Origin of the sequence: Paenibacillus sp. Soil522, assembly GCF_001428245.1 — a bacterium.
In the GTDB taxonomy this organism is placed as follows: Bacteria; Bacillota; Bacilli; order Paenibacillales; family Paenibacillaceae; genus Pristimantibacillus.
Genome location: NZ_LMRV01000088.1, coordinates 197831 through 216139, shown reverse-complemented (window position 1 = coordinate 216139; position 18309 = coordinate 197831). Strand labels below are relative to the sequence as shown.

At 46.1% G+C, this 18309-nt stretch carries 17 protein-coding genes; 15 read left to right on the top strand and 2 right to left on the bottom strand.

The genetic code is table 11. The annotated features are described in order from the left end of the window. Positions 1-73: 73 nt before the first annotated feature. The 10 genes from ASG81_RS26440 to ASG81_RS26405 all read left to right on the top strand — a co-directional run bounded on the left by ASG81_RS26440 (position 74) and on the right by ASG81_RS26405 (position 10453). Entirely contained in the window at positions 74-1054 is a 981-nt protein-coding gene (locus tag ASG81_RS26440) for an aldo/keto reductase (RefSeq protein WP_056641667.1), read from the top strand. A gap of 43 nt (positions 1055-1097) precedes the next feature. Next, positions 1098-1247, top strand: coding sequence for a carboxymuconolactone decarboxylase family protein (locus ASG81_RS30375; protein WP_268795832.1), 150 nt, complete (start codon positions 1098-1100; stop codon positions 1245-1247). A gap of 71 nt (positions 1248-1318) precedes the next feature. After that, positions 1319-1639, top strand: coding sequence for an SDR family NAD(P)-dependent oxidoreductase (locus tag ASG81_RS26435; RefSeq protein WP_081417595.1), 321 nt, complete (start codon positions 1319-1321; stop codon positions 1637-1639). A gap of 392 nt (positions 1640-2031) precedes the next feature. After that, positions 2032-2520 (top strand): DMT family transporter, encoded by a 489-nt coding sequence (locus tag ASG81_RS26430; RefSeq protein ID WP_056641664.1) that lies wholly within the window; start codon positions 2032-2034, stop codon positions 2518-2520. 329 nt (positions 2521-2849) lie between these two features. After that, on the top strand, positions 2850-2987 hold the full coding sequence (locus ASG81_RS31455; protein WP_155971962.1) for a hypothetical protein: 138 nt from the start codon (positions 2850-2852) through the stop codon (positions 2985-2987). A gap of 334 nt (positions 2988-3321) precedes the next feature. Then, positions 3322-4815 (top strand): GMC oxidoreductase, encoded by a 1494-nt coding sequence (locus ASG81_RS26425; protein WP_056641661.1) that lies wholly within the window; start codon positions 3322-3324, stop codon positions 4813-4815. A 25-nt stretch (positions 4816-4840) separates the two neighbouring features. Beyond that, the gene (locus ASG81_RS26420) at positions 4841-7117 is read left to right on the top strand and encodes a glycoside hydrolase family 2 protein (RefSeq protein WP_056641659.1); all 2277 of its coding nucleotides are present in this window, start codon (positions 4841-4843) and stop codon (positions 7115-7117) included. Then, positions 7063-7617 carry a fibronectin type III domain-containing protein gene (locus ASG81_RS26415; RefSeq protein WP_155971960.1) on the top strand — a complete coding sequence of 185 codons (555 nt, stop codon included), beginning with the start codon at positions 7063-7065 and terminating at the stop codon, positions 7615-7617. Before ASG81_RS26420 ends, ASG81_RS26415 begins: the two co-directional genes overlap by 55 nt. Positions 7618-7807: 190 nt before the next feature. Next, positions 7808-8962, top strand: coding sequence for a glycoside hydrolase family 88 protein (locus ASG81_RS26410; protein ID WP_056641724.1), 1155 nt, complete (start codon positions 7808-7810; stop codon positions 8960-8962). 300 nt (positions 8963-9262) lie between these two features. Beyond that, a complete protein-coding gene (locus tag ASG81_RS26405; RefSeq protein WP_056641651.1) occupies positions 9263-10453 on the top strand; it encodes a transglutaminase domain-containing protein in 1191 nt (396 codons plus the stop codon). 101 nt (positions 10454-10554) lie between these two features. Here the strand turns inward: ASG81_RS26405 and ASG81_RS26400 are convergent, their stop codons facing one another. Beyond that, entirely contained in the window at positions 10555-12294 is a 1740-nt protein-coding gene (locus ASG81_RS26400; protein WP_162255071.1) for a cache domain-containing sensor histidine kinase, read from the bottom strand. Positions 12295-12351: 57 nt separating this feature from the next. Then, positions 12352-13074 (bottom strand): response regulator transcription factor, encoded by a 723-nt coding sequence (locus ASG81_RS26395; protein ID WP_056641647.1) that lies wholly within the window; start codon positions 13072-13074, stop codon positions 12352-12354. A 265-nt stretch (positions 13075-13339) separates the two neighbouring features. On the opposite strand from ASG81_RS26395, the gene ASG81_RS26390 reads away from it, so the two are divergent. The 5 genes from ASG81_RS26390 to ASG81_RS26370 are packed head-to-tail and all read left to right on the top strand — an operon-like array spanning position 13340 to position 18305. Continuing rightward, complete coding sequence (locus ASG81_RS26390) at positions 13340-14152, top strand: sugar phosphate isomerase/epimerase family protein (RefSeq protein ID WP_056641644.1); 813 nt, start codon at positions 13340-13342, stop codon at positions 14150-14152. A 46-nt stretch (positions 14153-14198) separates the two neighbouring features. After that, complete coding sequence (locus ASG81_RS26385) at positions 14199-15161, top strand: 2-hydroxyacid dehydrogenase (RefSeq protein WP_056641641.1); 963 nt, start codon at positions 14199-14201, stop codon at positions 15159-15161. Between the two features lie 21 nt (positions 15162-15182). After that, complete coding sequence (locus ASG81_RS26380) at positions 15183-16535, top strand: ABC transporter substrate-binding protein (protein ID WP_056641637.1); 1353 nt, start codon at positions 15183-15185, stop codon at positions 16533-16535. Between the two features lie 25 nt (positions 16536-16560). Continuing rightward, the gene (locus ASG81_RS26375) at positions 16561-17472 is read left to right on the top strand and encodes a carbohydrate ABC transporter permease (RefSeq protein WP_056641634.1); all 912 of its coding nucleotides are present in this window, start codon (positions 16561-16563) and stop codon (positions 17470-17472) included. Next, a complete protein-coding gene (locus tag ASG81_RS26370) occupies positions 17472-18305 on the top strand; it encodes a carbohydrate ABC transporter permease (RefSeq protein WP_056641630.1) in 834 nt (277 codons plus the stop codon). The genes ASG81_RS26375 and ASG81_RS26370 overlap by 1 nt, the downstream gene beginning before the upstream one ends. The last annotated feature ends 4 nt before the right edge of the window (positions 18306-18309 follow it).

Genomic DNA, 18309 nt, shown 5'->3' with positions numbered 1-18309 from the left:
GAAGTACATAAGACACAATAAACAACAACTGAAAGGTAGCTATTAATTTAAAAGAGAGTGAGGAATAATCAAAGTGGATTATATGAAACTTGGAAATACCGGCTTGGATGTATCCCGGCTTTGTCTTGGCTGTATGAGTTTTGGTGTAGCAGAGCGGTCGTTTCATCAATGGGTACTCGATGAAGAGCACAGTCGTCCTATTATTAAAAAAGCCCTTGAGCTTGGTATCAATTTTTTTGATACGGCGAATGTGTATGCAGCTGGAACAAGCGAGGAAATTGTTGGTCGTGCTTTAAAAGATTATGCCAATCGTGATGAAATTGTCATCGCGACAAAGGTTCATGGTCGTATGCACGAAGGTCCAAATGGTGCCGGACTTTCCCGAAAGGCAATCATGAGTGAAATTGATAAGAGTCTGAAGAGATTGGGAACCGATTATGTCGATCTTTATCTAATCCACCGTTGGGATTACCATACTCCCATTGAAGAAACGATGGAAGCATTGCATGATGTTGTGAAGGCTGGGAAGGCAAGATATATTGGCGCTTCAGCCATGTACGCTTGGCAGTTCCAAAAGGCATTACATGTAGCGGAGAAAAATGGGTGGACCCGGTTTGTAGCGATGCAGAATCATTTAAACCTCATCTATCGTGAAGAGGAGAGGGAGATGCTGCCGCTTTGCAAGGAAGAAAAAATCGGTGTGATTCCATATAGTCCGCTTGCGTCAGGAAGATTGACTCGTAATTGGTCAGAAACAACGCATCGATCCGAAACCGATCTGATTCAAAAATCGAAGTACGATGCGACTGCAGATACGGATCGAATGGTCGTGGAGCGGGTGGCGGCTATCGCAGAAAAACATGGCGTTCCCCGTATTCATATCGCACTTGCCTGGCTGCTGCAGAAAGAACCCGTCACAGCTCCTATTATCGGCGCTACGAAAACATCTCATCTTGAAGGTGCCGTAGGCGCTCTATCGGTTAAGTTAACATCGGAAGAAATTGCGTTCCTGGAAGAACCGTATGTATCTCACCAAATAGTTGGTTTTAGTTAATATGGTACGACGATAGCTTGATATTGGCGGAAATACAGAACAATTGAGATTTCATTTGAACAAAGCGAAAACAAACGGGATTTCGGAAGAAGAGCTCAAAGAAGTCATTATTCATCTTGCTTTTTACGCTGGATGGCCGAAATCGATGTCTGCCATTATGGTTGCTAAAGAAGTGTTTTCAGAAGGGAAATAAAGGATTCTCTATAAAGGCATAGAAAAATAAACCCCCTAATTATAAAGCGTAACAACATAGGAGGAAAAAATATGTCTGATAAGAAAGTTTGGTTTATCACTGGTGCCGGGCGTGGTATGGGCGCAGACATCACCAAGGCCGTCCTGGCAGCCGGGTACCAGATCGTCGCCACTGGCCGCAACACCGACGCGGTATCCAAAGCCATCGGCGAGGTTGATAATTTGCTGGTCGTGAAATTGGACGTCACCAGTCCTGCCGACGCCGAGGCCGCCGTAAAGGCGGCGGTTGACCGATTCGGAACGATCGACGTGCTCGTCAATAACGCTGCCAATTGTTATCTCGGCTACTTCGAGGAGCTGATCAGTTGGCATCATTACAGGAGCTTCCAGTAGTATTTTATTTGTAGTGCCAATTCAGCTATATCCATCCTCACATCCAGCTCCCCTGCCAATCCTGTTCTGTTTTGATCGTGTATACTTTGAAATGTAAACGGAAGTTCGTTCCGGGATCTTTGCTGTCCTCTGATTAAATAACTTTATTTTCACAAATTCTGAACCGTAGCTGAGGGCATTGATCGCATTAAAGAACTTTAATTTTTTTGCTTTCAATTTTATGCTCAAAATACGTTGATTTTACTGGACTCACATTAAAGAACTTTATTTTTCCTCACCAGCGTCATCATCTCACTCGCCCTCAAGGAGATCCGGTTGTCGTACCGGATTCTGATCGGCCTTCCCTTTGCTTTCGTAAGCGTATAGTGATCGTGGCAGGAGGCGAGCAGGGATTGCATTTCGGGCAAGTTACGCTTCGCGGGGACGGTTTGCTGCATCTGCGAAGCCTCTTTGGCGCAGTCTATCTCATACTGATGAGCAGATTGACGTCGCGTTATCGGTTTATGCAGCTGATTTCCTGGGAGATGACGACCGGCGCCGTTTCAATGCTCCCCTATGTGCTGTGGAAGGCGGACGCCGCCTATTTAGCCGGCATTTCGTCAAACGGCTGGATCAGTCTCACGTATACGGCCATTCTGGCGACCATGGTCGGCTTTACGCTGCACATTTGGAGCCTCGCCCGTCTTGGCCCTTTCAAAGCGTCTTTTTACGGGTACACGCTGCCGATCACGGCGGTCGCCGCGGGGTATTTTTTGCTGCATGAAATGTTGACGGTTTATCAGATGCTCGGAGGAATCGGCGTCTTATTTGCCATGTATTTGGTGCAGAGGGACATGCAGAAGGTCAGAAAATCAAAGACAGCCAAGGCGCTAGCGACATGATGCTTACTTTTTAAGCTGTGTTTTTCAGAATTAAGTGACCAATGTATGAAGATTTTATATAGGACACATAACTATAGAGCTCGATCAAATGAAAGGAGGATTCAACATGGGCAGTGATAACATCAAACCGAACGGTTCCCAGCATGTGGCTCCCCCATCGGACGACCCTAAAAAGCAGGGACGATCAGCAGCAAAGAAGAAGTCTAAATAGCAATGTTGTTCCGACTAATTAATCCCCCACAATCGCCGATATGAAAAATTCACCCCTTAGAATGAACACTGGAAAACCCCTGGGTTAATCCGATGAAATTCTAGGGGGTGCATTTTTTATGGCAATGAAAGGACAAAAATTTATAAAACATTATCCAAAGTCTCTTATATTTGAGGCTGTTCGATTGCATGTTGATGAAGGATGGAAAAACAGTAAGATCACCGGTCACCTAGGAATACATGACAAAGATCATTGAGTTGATTTTTTCATCTGTTCTTATTCCCTGAAATCATCATAAAATTCTAATATAGTAAAATACATCTGCTCATGTATGTTAGATCAACCGGCGTACAAGCTCTGGAACTGACTACAGAAAATTATCATAGTTCTAAATTTGCGCACCCGGCCAGGCTTCTGACCGATACAAGTAAGCTCACGCAATTATCGCACTCATTCCTGTAGTCATAAGTACTTGTAATATCTCCACTACTTCACTTTTTCGGAGTTTTCTTGATAACCGATCAGCGAATACGCAGGCTTTTCCTAGTAAGACTGTGAAGTGTCAGATGTAAATCAGGGAGTGATAGATTATGAATCATTCATTTTCTACTTGTCCGCTACCCCTGCCGGTGACACCCCAAGATACTTGGATACCGCTTGCTGCGTTAGAACGGATGGAACGTACCCGGTACGATGTACTTATCATCGGTACGGGCGCGGGAGGAGGTGCAGCGCTCTGGCGGTTGTGTAACCAATGGCGCGGAACCGGCCGAAAGATCGGGATTATTGATGCAGGCGGCCTGCTCATTCCGAGTCATGTCTGGAATGTGCCGACGTTAAACAGGGGCCGATGGTTCGATTATATGTATAACCCGCGCATTTTAAGAACTCTTGGACTTACACTTCCTGAATTCCCAGGTGCCAGACAATTGTTTGCATTAGGGGGTAAAACCCTGACGTGGGGGGCAGTTAGTCCCCGAATGCCTGTTTCCGAATTGCTCCAATGGTCGATCCCGCTGCGAGAAATGGATTTTTATTATAGCTTAGCGGAGAAGGTGATGAAGGTCACACAGACTTATACCTCCGGATCCGCGATCACGCAAATTTTGCTTAAAAGGCTGTGGCAAAACGGGTTCGTTGATGCCCGAGAGATTCCGATGGCTGTTGATATGACCGCCACTCAGTACGGAGAAGTCCATTCCAATGCTTTCTTCAGTTCGATTTCATTTTTTGCAGAGGCGTTAAATCTGATGTCCTTTGATTTGGCCGTTGAGGCGCGGGCTGTACAAATTCATGTCGAAAAGGGCAACGTATCAGGTATTACCGCGATGTCGAAGGAAGGAAAAGCATATGCGCTGGAAGCGGAAAATATCGTTTTGGCCGGAAGCACTTTTGAGACTCCGCGGCTTCTTCTACATTCAGGTATCCCGGGTCCGGCGATCGGCCATTATTTAACGAATCATACCAGTTTAATGACGGTTATACCCTTAAGTGTCAAAGGTTTCCCGGAAGTGCTTGGCACGCTGGGCATCCTATATCCAGCATTGGAGGGGCGCCCGTTTCAGTTGCAAATCCAGGGACCGGGAACGTTTGCTTGGTATCCCCAGTATGAAGAAAAGCCCGTCCGAGAGGATTGGGAAGTACGATTACTCAGTTTCGGTCGAGTGGAATCGAGGTTTGAAAACAGGGTGATGTTGGATGAAAACCGGAAGGATTTCTACGGTGTTCCAGAAATCCAAGTCCAATTTTCCTACAGCGACAAAGACCGGGAAGTGATTGCGCTGATGGCGGATTCCATCCGGAAGGCGACCAACGCCATCAGGGGCGAAACAGATGAAGGTTCCTTGCCTTCCCTTTGTTTGGCGCTGTCGGGAAGTGACAATCATGAATCGGGGACATGCCGTATAGGGAACGATCCGCTCACTTCGGCGGTCAATCCGTTCGGACAGCTCCATGGTATTCGTGGTTTGTATGTGTCCGATAACAGTGTACTTCCTACCAGTGGGGCGGCAAATCCGACTCTGACAACGGTGGCGCTAGCGATTCGCACAGCTGATTACTTGCTGGAGATGATGAAAGGCTGACCGCCTTAGTTTCGGAGGTGAACACATGAAAATGAAGCATCGTCTTGGTATCATCGAAAGAGCTTTAAGAAAGGCGAATCGTTTGTTTTCGCTCTTTGAAACTTTATCCGGACCAAGTGCAACTACCGGAGAGTCACGAATGTTATTGAACGGCATCTGGCGATTTTTAACGGATCCTGACCATCTGGGTGAAATAAAGGCGTGGTATTCGGCATCATTGAATGATTTCGCATGGGAAGCTCTAACTGTACCCGGTAATTGGGATACGATGAATGCTTACAGCTCCTATAGGGGCAAGGGTTGGTACAGAAGAACCTTCGAAGCACCTAGTGATTACCTTGGATATACGGTTTGCATCCGGTTCGATGCGGTTTATCATCATACTAAGGTATGGTTAAACGGAACTTATCTTGGCGAGCACAGCGGTGGATACACACCCTTTGAGTTCGATGTGTCGGCATTGTTAAACTATGGCAGCACCAATACGATCACTGTTATGGCCGATAATTCCTATCAGGTGGGAGCATGGTGGCCCTGGGGCGGCATAATCAGAGACGTCCATTTGATTGTTAATCACAAGGTTAGAATTCAATGGCAAAAGGTTACTTCGACGCCAGACTTGATCCATGGTTCGGCATCAATCCATATAAACGTGAAAGTGCTGAATTGTTTCTCAAGGGTCAAGACGATAAATGTAGAATGTAATCTTTATGACAAGGCAAGCGGCAGCTTAATTTGGAGTTCGGCAAATGATAAAAATCTCACCGCTTCCGCTTCAGTTAACGCTAATTCGCATGTGAGCGTCAGCTTGCATACGAAATTACCTGCATCCAAGGTAAAGTTATGGCATTTTGATTTTCCGCATCTTTACCGTATGGAAACGTCACTCTTAGAAAACACCGTTTTAAAGCATCAAGTCAGTAATCCGTTTGGCATCCGTAAAATTGAACTTTCAGGGACACAGTTTAGACTAAATGGAGAGCCGGTCAGGCTTGTAGGATTCAACCGAGTACCATCTAACCGTGTGACAGGAAATACCGAGCCGAAATATCTCGTCAAGGCCGATATCGATTCGATGAAAAACGCCGGAGCCAATATGGCCCGAATCCACCATGTACCGAACGATTCCGATTTATTGGACTATATCGACGAGAAGGGAATGCTGAATATTGGAGAAATTCCCGTGTGGGGCAAGGAAGACATTCATGTTACTAAAGATAACCCCGAAGCGAGGCAGTGGTTAAAAGAAATGATTGAAAGAGATTACAATCACCCTTCAATCGTCGGTTGGAGTGTTGCGAATGAAATTCCCGGAGACACTGCAGCCGGTCAAAAATACGTTAAATCGATGTTTGATTATATCAGAACGTTTCTTGATTCAAGCAGAATACTGACCTATGCCAGCAACACGGCAGCCCAGGCGGGCTCGCCAATCGGGGATGCAGCCCAATATTGTGATATCATATCGTTAAACAGCTACGGGAATCAAGCCGAAAACGCTATTCATGTTCATAGGCTTTGGCCCGACAAGCCGATTTTTTTCACCGAATATGGACCATCCGGATTCAATAATGAAGATCCAAATATCGGGAACGTGCAAGTTGACAGCTTATTAAACCTGTTGAGGGATAAGGAGTATATCGTCGGGGCCTCACTCTGGACATGGAATGATTACAGGAGCGATTATGCGGGCACACCTGCATCCGAAAACAGACCTTGGGGCGTTGTAACCGTATGGAGGCAGCGGAAAAGAGGCTACGAAAACGCAAGGAAGGCCAACTCGCCCGTAAAAGCCATGCGTATCTCCCATTCCGTGATTACATTCCGTACAGGAACCCGTGTGAAAACTGCTGTAACGGTAAATCCAAAGGGAATGATTGCAGCGGATTTGCCATCCTATACGATGAAGGGTTACAAGTTGAAATGGCAGATTTACGACAACCATTACAAAAGCGAAGGTGGGATTATTGATCTTCCGCAGTTGTATCCTGGGAATTCTCCATGGACGGGCTACCTCCTGTGGACGGTTCCCATGGAAGGTGTACTGCAGCAGAAAATTACAATTGTCACCCCCACGAACTACGAAGTATATGAAAAAAACGACTACTTTAACGTGCCTGCGGCGCCTACAATCCAAGAAGTCTTGGTTGCGAGCGGTACTGTACGGATCATTTTTCATAAAGTGAACGGAGCGTCTGCTTATAATGTAAAATATGGGATGCCGTACCGGTCAGCGAAGGATTTTATGTGGGATATTCCAGCGATAGCACGGATTTACACTATAAGATCCAATACGGCATAAAAAGTGGGGTGTACTCCCATGTACTTGACCGCATTACTCAAAAAGGCGCTTTTGCCGTAACGGGCTTGAAAAATTACACAACGTACTATTTTCGGTTAATGCGAACGACCGCTTCCGGCAGAAGCGACTATTCACAAGAAGTCGCGGTGAAGCCGGAACCTTCCGATGCGCCTATGGCACGGCCTCAATTATATGCGGCGCTTCCGGGCAATGGTCAAGTCGCACTCATCTTTGAATCAGTACCGAAAGCGACGGGCTACAAAGTCAAATATGGAACGGAAGCGGAATGTTATTCAAATATGGTTGTTGTCAATTCAGCTGCAGTAGGCCAAGTTGTGGTGACAGGTCTGAGCAATCATATCACTTATTATTTTACAGTAAGCGCATTAAGTGAAAATATGGAATCAGCTGCCTCCGATCTGAAACAGGCCGTACCAATTCCATGGCCAGTTTCTTTCCCCATGCTCATGATGAAACAGAGCGATAAACCATCGTTGTGAGACCGCAGGGATTCCTGTGGTCTATTTTAATGGGCATAGGCAATCTATCCTGAAGTCGAAGCATCTGTATGTTGAGAAGTGCGCAAGAAAACAACATTTTTCGTCTGTATAACAACACATTTCTGGACGGATACGGGCTATGATTTACACAAGAATCTCGAAATAGCCTGAGGAAAGAAGGTAAATGGACATGTTAGAAGCAAAGGAACAAATGTGGTTAAACGGAGTAATCGAAAAGATTACAACGAAAATGGATTGGGTCAGCGAAAAATCCAGAAACAAAATCCCTTACACGACGATTAACGGAACGCATGATGACCGCAGCATAGACAACCCGACCGGTACCGAAACAGATGGCATCAATTGGTGGACGAATGGTTTCTGGGGCGGCATGATGTGGCTGATGCACCATGAAACCGGCAACGAAAAATATAAAGAGATCGCCAATATTTCCGAAGCCGGGTTGGATCAATGCTTCCAGGATTATTACGGGCTGCATCACGATGTCGGGTTTATGTGGCTTCCGACCAGCGTGGCCAATTATAAAGTAACGAAGAACGCGGAGTCCCGGAAAAGAGCTCTGCATGCCGCCAACTTGCTGGCAGGACGATTTAATCTGGCGGGCGGGTTTATCCGTGCATGGAACGATGTGGGGGATAACGATACCAGAGGGTGGGCGATCATCGACTGCATGTTCAATATTCCCCTTCTCTACTGGGCCTCGGAAGAAACGGGAGATCCGCGGTTTAAGCAGATTGCCATGAAGCATGCGGATACGTCCATGACGGCTTTCGTGAGACCGGACGGTTCCGTGAATCACATTGTGGAGTTCGATCCGTTTAATGGCGGAGTGGTCAAAACATACGGAGGTCAAGGCTATGAAGAGGGCTCTTCATGGACGAGAGGGCAAACCTGGGCCTTGTACGGCTTTATGATGAGCTATATCCATACCGGAAAAGAACAATATTTGGATACGGCTAAGCGTGTTGCGCATTATTTTATGGCCAATATTCCAGACAACGGAGTGATACCGGTTGATTTCAGACAGCCGAAAGAGCCTAGGCGTGAGGATGACACGGCTGCAGCGATTGCAGCTTGCGGATTGATTGAACTTGCCAAGGCAGTAGGCCCGTACGAGAAAGAATCCTATATCGAAGCTGCGCTAAAGCTGCTCAGAACGTTAGATGAATCGCGTTGCGACTGGTCCAGGGATAACGACTGCATTTTGCAATACGGTTCAGGAGCGTATTACGCAAAATCGCATCATCATCCGATTATCTATGGGGACTACTATTTTATGGAAGCTATTTTTAAACTGAAGGGCAATGATTTGTATCTTTGGTAAGGGATAGGACCCGGAAGGGTCCTATTTGTTATTATGGATAGGGGACACGAAAGGCAGAGGATGAAAATCTTTTTGATAAATGATACTGCATGTAAATTTTGGGAATAATTTTAAATGGACCCCGTTATAGAAGCGCATCCTCTAGAATATATATGGGATAACGCACGCGTTATGCGGTGATGTATTTTAATCCGTTCGATTATGATACTATTCAAGGAAGCAGAAAGAGATAAATAGACTTGTGAAGAGGAGCTGCGGATCCCGGGGCTGTTCGCTTTGCAACCCGTATAGGAGGTTCGAATGCATAGAGTAGCTTCCAAGCTGTTGGTGGTTGTCTTCATCATAGCAGCTGCATATTGCCTTGACTTAAAGCTGGACTTATTTCCTGCCGCAGCCGAGTCGGAGGAGGCCGTCGCCGTGGATGAGCCGAATAAGCTGGAGAGACTGGAGCAAGAAATCGCCCAACAGTTCCAAGCCCGGTCTGAGCATTTTTCTGTCACTTACACGGGGGACAAGCAGGAGCTGACGGATAAGCTCAAGGATATTATTCACGCCGCCCTTAGGCATGATGACTATTCGGCCTATATCCTGGAATCCTACATCTATACGATCCGAAGCTGGGGAAATAAATCGACGATCGCCCTTGAAGCCAGATACCGTGAGACGCTTAAGCAAACAGCCGTCGTAGACCTTGAAACGGCGAAGGCGCTTAAGTCGATCATTGAACCGGGGATGAACGAGCATGAGAAAGTAAAAGTGATTCACGATTGGATCGTTAATCAAATCGAATATGACCAGTCCTTGTCGCACTACACCGCATATGAAGCGGTAACGTTAGGCGAGGCAGTCTGCCAGGGCTATGCGCTGCTCGGCTACAAGATGCTGAAGGAAGCGGGCATTACGGTATTAATTGCCGAGGGGACCGTAAATACGGGCGAGCATGCTTGGAATATGGTGCAGCTGGACGGCATTTGGTATCATTTGGATTTAACTTGGGATGATCCGGTAGGGATAACGGCTGCAGGCAAGGACTCGTCTGCGAAAGCGAATGCAGCCAAACCGGGCGAGAGTGCGATCAGGTACAATTATTACTTGAAGACGGACGAGGAGCTGCGGGCGGATCATCAATGGACAAAAGCTTATCCTGCCGCAGCGGCATCCTATGCGGATACGATCCGGGAGCTGGAGCAGCTGGGCAAGGCAGCCGAGCGCGACCGCTTTACCAAGCTGAAGATGACACTGGGCCTGCACTGGCTGGAGCCGGAATATACGGTATCGAGCTCAGAGCAGCTTAATCAGGTTATTCAATCGGCGCTTGACTCCCGCACGGCGAGCTTAGCTTTCAGATATGAGCAAGGCGATCAGTTTCCCGCTGCCTTGAAGGCTGCCTTCCAGAGCGTGAACGTGGCAGTTGGCTACCGGGCGAGCTATGAGCCGTATGCCGGCGATGATTCGCTCCTTGTCCATATACAGCTTGAATATCGGCGGTAGACGGCATTTCGAATGAAGCAAATCGATCATACCCGAAAATGAGGTGCAGAAATGCACCTCATTTTCGTATTTACCGGGCGATGTAATTGTTCGGAGAATGATTATTTTGAGAAATGGCCGACTGTTTCCTGATCGATCAACGGAAGCGTAATCTCTATTTTTGTTCCAAAGCCGGCTTTGGATTTGATCATGAACTGAGAGGCGGCGCCGAACTGTATTTTTATTCTTTTGTACGTGTTATAAAGGCCGATATGGGGCTGATCATCATCGGCATTGACCGGCGAGTACTGTAATCGATCCCTGATTTGCTTTAAGCGGCCGGGGGTTATCCCTATCCCATTGTCTATTACCGCTATCCGCAGCTGTTGCCCCTTTGCACGGATTTTAATTTTGATTAACCCCTGTTCCTTTTTGTTTTTAATGCCGTGATACAGCGCATTCTCCACTAACGGCTGCAAAATGAGCTTATTCACCCGATAATCCAGAAGGTTCTCCTCTAAATCCCAAATGACCTTGAATTTGTCCGAATATCTGTATTTGAGTATTTCGATATAACTGCGGGTATACTGCAGCTCTTCTTCGAGGCGGATAAGCTGCATGGGCACATCGAGCGCATATTTAAGAATGTCGGATAAATGCTCCAGCATGACGTTGGCTTCATTGGGTTTCCCGGTGAGGCTAATCACTTTCCAATAAATCGTTTGGAGCGTGTTGAACAGAAAATGAGGATTGATTTGAGCTTGCAGCGCTTTAAGCTCAAGCACCTCATGCCGATATTTACGTTCCGAAAGCTGGACGGTTAAGTAGTTATGCTCCACGAACGTCCGCAATACGTTTTGAATGATGTAATTGTACACATGATAAGGCTTTTCCTCGACCGTCGACAGCTCGGTGCCGTATTTGGCTGAGTGGATGATGTTCAGAATGGATTTGACATTGCGGTAATTATTTCTAGTGAGAAAATAGGTGAGCAGAGTACCCGCAATAAAACAAGCGATAAGCAGAAAAGACGTCAATTTCTTCAAGAAATTAGGTACTTTATATAAGCTTTTCTGTGAAGTGACCGTAACGAAGCTCCAACCGTATTTATCTGATTTTAGTTTCGAAACCAGACTTGGTCCGGCAGCAGATTGAATCGTAAATACGGATTGCTTGTTTAAACCGATGTCTACAAACTCATGGCTTGTGTAATCAGCCAATTGGGCTTGGCTGGTCATTAATTGATTATTCTGATCCATAATGAAAATTTGCTGCTCGGGAAGCACCTTCAGATGCTCGAGCTGCTTTTCAATATAATCAGTGGAAATGTTAAGGATGAGCACGCCGGAATTTTGAGCTTGGGTCAGTTTGCGGTAAAGCGTTATCACTTTTTTTGACGGCTCGAATGAATATGCCCTAACTGTACGGGACTCGGCCCACATCATTTCGTGCCCATGCATCATAATGCTCCGGTGCCAAGAAACATCATGGGATGTGCGCAAGTAGTCAATCCCGTTGTTGCTGTTGTAATACCGGTCATAGTCATTTGGGATATACATATAAATGGAATCAATATAGGGTCTGGCATTTGCCGGGGCATCGATAAAGTCGCGTACCGTATCGAACAGCGTGATATCCCCCGATTCCAGCACGGGCGCTCTCAAGACGCGATTCATATTCTGATTGATCGTCGGATTCGTAATAAAATATAAAGAGATCGCATCCAGCTCGTTAAAAATCAACTCGACGTTATCTTTGGCCTGCCGAAGCAAGCTTTCGTTATTGGCAATAATAGCATCCTTGATATAGTTCTCGATAATAAGATTGGACAATACGCCGAGCACCAGGATCGGGATAAACATCGGCAGGATGACGCCTATAAAGTTTTTTATGAAAAAAGTGTGAATGGTTTTCATAAGCTACTCATTTCTAACCTCACGCGGCGATTTTCCGTAGTATTTGCCGAACGCCCGGGTGAAATTTTTGGAATTTGCATAGCCGACGAGCTCGCTTACTTGATAAATTTTGTACTGAAAGTCTTCAAGAAGTTCTTTTGCTTTGCTCATTCGTTTATCGAGCAGCAGATCAGAGAAATTTTGCCCCGTTTTATCTTTAAAAAATTTACTGAGATATTGGGGAGTCATATAGACATGCTCAGCAGCCCCTTCCAGGCTGGCTGTAGAAAGATGCTTGTCTACGTATTGGCGGACCGCCGCTATCACTTTGTGTTCCGTTAAAACGGAATCGACAGCTTCCGTCGCGGTCGATTGATTTAGCTCTTCCTTCAGCTTTATAAAAGTTTCTACCAGCTCGTCGTATTTTGTAGGTTTAATAATGTAGTTTTTCACACCGTATATGATGGCCTTTTGTGCATACTCGAATTCCCTGTGGGCGCTTAAAAATACAATTTTAACTGGTAAGCGCTTACGGTATATTTCATGGGCAAGCTCCAAGCCGTCCATTACAGGCATTTTAATATCGCTGAGCACGACATCCACCCGTTCTATTTCAATAAAAGTAAGCGCGTCTGCCCCGTTTTCCGCTTCGCCTACAATTTCAAATCCGATCTCTTGCCAAGGGAAATAGTTCCGTAATCCGGTTCGGGTCTCTTTTTCATCGTCGACGATCAGAAGCTTGTACATGAAGGCCCCCCAGTTGTTTAACTTTTTATCTTGATTATAGTATACCAGTATCGTGCCGCCAAAAATAAGCTCGGCAAGCGAAATGTTAAATTAAGCTGATTTATAGCAAGTAATGATACCTTTTGCGGGATTAAGGACAAAAAATACATAACTAGAGGTACGGAATAACAATTCGAATGCCTGTTTTTTTAAGGATGTAAGCGCTATTATTTAGTCAGCAGCAACGGTTTAAGCAAACAAAAAAAGATAAGGGGGTTCAAGAACGATGGGGATCAAGTTCGGATGTCATGGTTATACCTGGCAGCTGTCTTACGAAACGCAGTCGGATAATTTGCCTCATATATTGGACGTCATTGCAGACGGCGGTTTTAAGGGGCTGGATACGCAGGTAGCGATGCTCGGCAGATTTTATAATGACCCGGCGCTTCTCAAGGAGGAATTGCAAAAACGTAATCTGGAGCTTGCGGCTCTGACGCTTTCCTTGCACTGGCTTCACAAGGGGGAATCAGAAGAGGAACAAAGCACAGCCGACCATTTTATTGCTTATCTGAAGCAGTTTCCAAATGCTTTACTTAATGTAGTCCAAATGCCGGGAAAAAATCGTGATGAATTGCAAACGAGGCAGCGTAACGTTCTGGAATGCGTCAATGCCATTGCAAGAAGAGCAGCAGATCATGGCGTTGTCACAGCGTTTCATCCCAACTCTCCGCCAGGCTCGGTTTTCAGAAACGAAGAGGATTATAAGATCATGTTTGACGGGTTGGATACGAATGTGATCGGGTATACCCCTGACGCAGGACATATCGCCTGCGGCGGCATGGATGTGGCGCAAGTTTTTGAAACGTATAGACCGCTTATCAAGCATGTACACTTTAAAGATGCTGCTGCTGATCATGTGTGGAAGGCGATGGGCGAAGGGGTGATCGATTTCCCACGTATTGTCAGACATCTGCAAAACACCGATTATAAGGGATGGATTATGGTAGAAGAAGAATCCGAGAAAGCGGTAGCCGACCCGGATGGCGCCATGATGGAAAATGCCCGCTATGTTAAAGAACAATTAATGCCAATTGCGTAACAAAATATTTTGGAAATAGATGATTTATTATGAAAGGAGTTTGTTCATGAAACCTAAAGTGGTGTTAACAGGACAAACCTGGCCAATCCCCTATGCGAAGCTTCAGGAACATTGCGATGTGAGGCAGTGGACAGGCCCCGGCCCGATTCCAAGGGAGCAGCTGCTGGAATGGCTCGAAGATGCGGAAGGCTTGCTCAGTGTCGGTCACAGCATAAAGGTGGACGAGGAGCTGCTTAGCGCTGCTCCAAAGCTTCGGGTTATTGCGCAGTCAGGGGTTGGCTACGACAATATTGATGTAGCTGCTTGTACGAAGAAAGGGATTCCGTTCGGCAATACGCCGGGCGTGCTGGTTGAGGCGACGGCAGATCTTACTTTCGGCATTTTATTATCGGCTATGCGTCGCATTCACGAAGGCTGGGATCTGGTGAGAGCAAACCAATGGCGTGAAGTGATGGGCACCGATCTTTATGGTAAAACATTAGGGATTTATGGTATGGGTGATATTGGAACCGCGGTGGCAAAGAGAGCGAAGGCGAGCGGCATGCAAATCATCTATCATAATCGTACGCGAAAGCAGGATGACGATCAGCTCGGAGCAAAATACGTTTCCTTTGACGGGCTGCTGGAAGAGGCGGACTGCATCGTCGTACTCGTGCCATTATCCGCTCAAAGCAAAGGAATGTTCGGAAAGCAGCAGTTCGACCGGATGAAAAATACTGCTTATTTTGTAAACGCTTCACGGGGACAGGTGGTTCAGACAGATGCGTTGTATGACGCTTTGAAACAGAACAAAATCGCCTACGCAGCATTAGATGTTACGGATCCGGAGCCATTGCCGGGCGATCATCCGCTGCTTGCATTGCCAAATATTTTGGTAACGCCGCATATTGGCAGCGCAACGTATGAGACCCGCAATAGTATGGCTATGTTGGCAGTGGACAACTTATTAGCAGGACTAGCTGAGAAGCCTCTGCCGGCTTGCGTGAACTCATCTGTTAATTACATCTAAAAAAATAAGGGGATGAATAACATGTTGAAAAAATTTAACAGGCTAACGATTTTAAGCTTGGTCACACTCCTTGCCCTTGCATTGACGCTGTCGGCTTGTTCCGGCTCAAATTCGAATGCCGGCAATCAGGGGAACGCAGGTAAGGAAACCGGGGATGAAAAGGTAACGCTGCGCTTCTCCTGGTGGGGCGGAGAGTCCAGACATAAAGCTACCTTAGCTGCGATTGATTTGTACATGAAGCAAAACCCGAATGTGACCATTGAAGCGGAATACGGGACGTTCGACGGTTACTATCAAAAGCTTCAGACGCAGCTCTCCGGCGGAACGGCTCCCGATCTTATCCAGCTGGACTATTTATGGATAAACGATTTGGTCAGACAAGCCGATTTGTTTGTCGATATGTACACGCTGAAGGACACGATCGATCTAACCGAATTCGATGAACCGTTTTTGCGCGATTGGGCGATCATCAACGATAAGCTTCAAGGCGCCCCGACTGGAATGAACGCGCTGACGGCAATTGTGAACAAAAGCTTCATGGAGCGCGAAGGCATTCCGATGCACGATAAATGGTCCTGGGAACAGATTATTGCGGAAGGACAGAAGCTGAATCAAAAAAATCCGAAGATGTTTTTGATCAACTCAGATTTGGCTACGCTTACTGAAAAAATAGTTCCTTCCTATCATAGCCAGCTTACAGGAAAGTACCTTGTTAATGCTGATAATACGCTGGGCTTTGATCAACAATCAATGACCGAGACCTTCACATTCCTTAAATCATTATTTGATACAGGCGTGCTGCAGCCGCTCGGCGAGAGCGCTTTGTTCAACGCCAAAACCGAGCAAAATCCGAAGTGGATTAACGGCGAATCGGCCATGACGATTGCGAATGTCGCGGATATTCCAAAGCTTCGCGGAACAGCAGCAAGCTTTGATATTACGACCACACTGTTTCCGGTTAAGGAAAATGCCAAATCTACCGGCATTAATGCCAGACCTTCGCAGCTGATCGGCATTAACAAAAACTCTAAGCATATTGATGAAGCCGCCAAATTTTTAAATTGGTTATTTGCGGATAAAGATGCCATTATGACGCTTGGCGTGGAGCGGTCGATTCCGGTCAAGCCATCGTCACAACAGCTGCTGCTCGAAAACGGCAAACTTGATCAGGTCGTTGCCACTTCCTTAGAGACGGCTTTAGCCAATCAAGCAGCCGCTCCGAGCTTTATAAACAACAATCTGGAATTGATGAAAATTTCCAATGAAGTGATCGAGAGAGTGGCCTTTGGCAAACTGACTCCTGAAGCTGCGGCAGCGGAAATGATCGAACGTTATGAAGCTAAACTGAAAGAGATCGAGGCATCTACAAAATAAAAGAATGGTCTAAGGTGGAAAAACTATGAACAAACTAGGGATCGTTTTTAGAAACTCAGATAATAGGCAATGGATAGGATTGCTATATGTGTCCCCGTTCATTATTGGACTTTTGATTTTCAAGATGTATCCGTTTCTAGCTTCGTTATATTATTCCTTTACCGATTTCAGTTTATTGAAGGCTGAAAAATTTATCGGGCTGAGCAATTATGTTTATATGTTTACGCAGGACCCCTTGTTTTTCCCGGCGCTCAAAGCAACCTTTCTTTATGCGCTGTTCGCTGTTCCAGGAAAGCTGGCATTTGCGCTGTTGATAGCCGTTATTTTGAACGTGAAAATGAAGTTCATCTCGGTGTTCCGCACGCTTTACTACCTTCCGTCTATTCTAGGCGGAAGCGTAGCTATCGCCATACTATGGCGTTCGATGTTCACGAAGGACGGTGTGGTCAATCATTTTATTACCGGCCTGGGGCTGCCGGCCATTGACTGGTTCGGAATTCCCTCATTGGCCTTAGTATCCATCAGCTTGCTTGCGATCTGGCAGTTTGGATCATCCATGGTATTGTTTCTGGCCGGTCTGAAGCAAATACCAAAAGATTTGTACGAAGCGGGAACGATTGACGGGGCATCGAAGCTGCGTATGTTTTTCAGCATTACGTTTCCCCTGCTTACGCCGATCATTTTTTTCAATCTCATTATGCAGACCGTCAATGCGTTTCAGGAGTTCACCGCAGCTTTTCTAATTACGAACGGGGGGCCGCTTAACAGCACATATTTATTCGGCTTAAAGCTGTATCAAGATGCATTCCAATTTTCCAAAATGGGTTATGCGTCAGCGCTTTCCTGGATCCTGTTCCTATCCATTATGCTGTTTACGATCATAGCGTTTAAATCCCAGAAATATTGGACTCATTACGAGGATGGAGGAAAATTCTAATGACATCTCTGATTCGTATGGGCAGGTTCAGCTTTCTAACGATTTTCGGCATTATATTAATTTATCCGATCATTTGGTTGATTAGTGCGTCGTTTAAACCGCTGCCCGAAATTTTCTCGAGCGTAAATTTGATTCCTTCCCGCTTCGTCATCACATCTTATATTAACGGGTGGAAGGGCACAGGGCAGTTTGGGTTCAGCACCTTTTTTACCAATTCGTTCCTGCTTGTTGTTCCGACCGTGATCGCAACCGTCTTATCCAGTGTTATCGTGGCCTACGGTTTCGCCCGTTTCCGGTTTCCGACGAAAAACCTGTTTTTTTCCTTGATGATTGCAACGCTTATGCTACCGAATGCCGTTATCATTATTCCGAGCTATCTCTTATTTCGCAACTTAGGCTGGTTGGACACCTATTGGACGTTTATCATTCCTTCTATGTTTGCGACTTATCCGTTTTTTATCTTCATGATGATTCAGTTTTTCCGCGGCCTGCCGCGCGATTTGGATGAATCGGCGGTCGTGGACGGCTGCAATTCGTTCAAGATATTAACGCATATTTTGCTGCCGCTCAGCAAACCGGCGCTCGTATCCGCTGCGGTATTCCAGTTTATCTGGACATGGAATGATTTCTTCAACTCATTAATTTATATTAACAGTGTCAAAAAATACCCGATTTCCTTGGGCCTGCGGATGTCGCTCGACACCTCGTCCATTTCAAACTGGGACCAGGTGATGGCCATGTCGGTTCTGTCCATCGTCCCGTGCCTGATCATTTTCTTCTTAGCGCAGCGTTATTTTGTCGAAGGAATTGCGACAACAGGCATTAAAGGTTAATAGA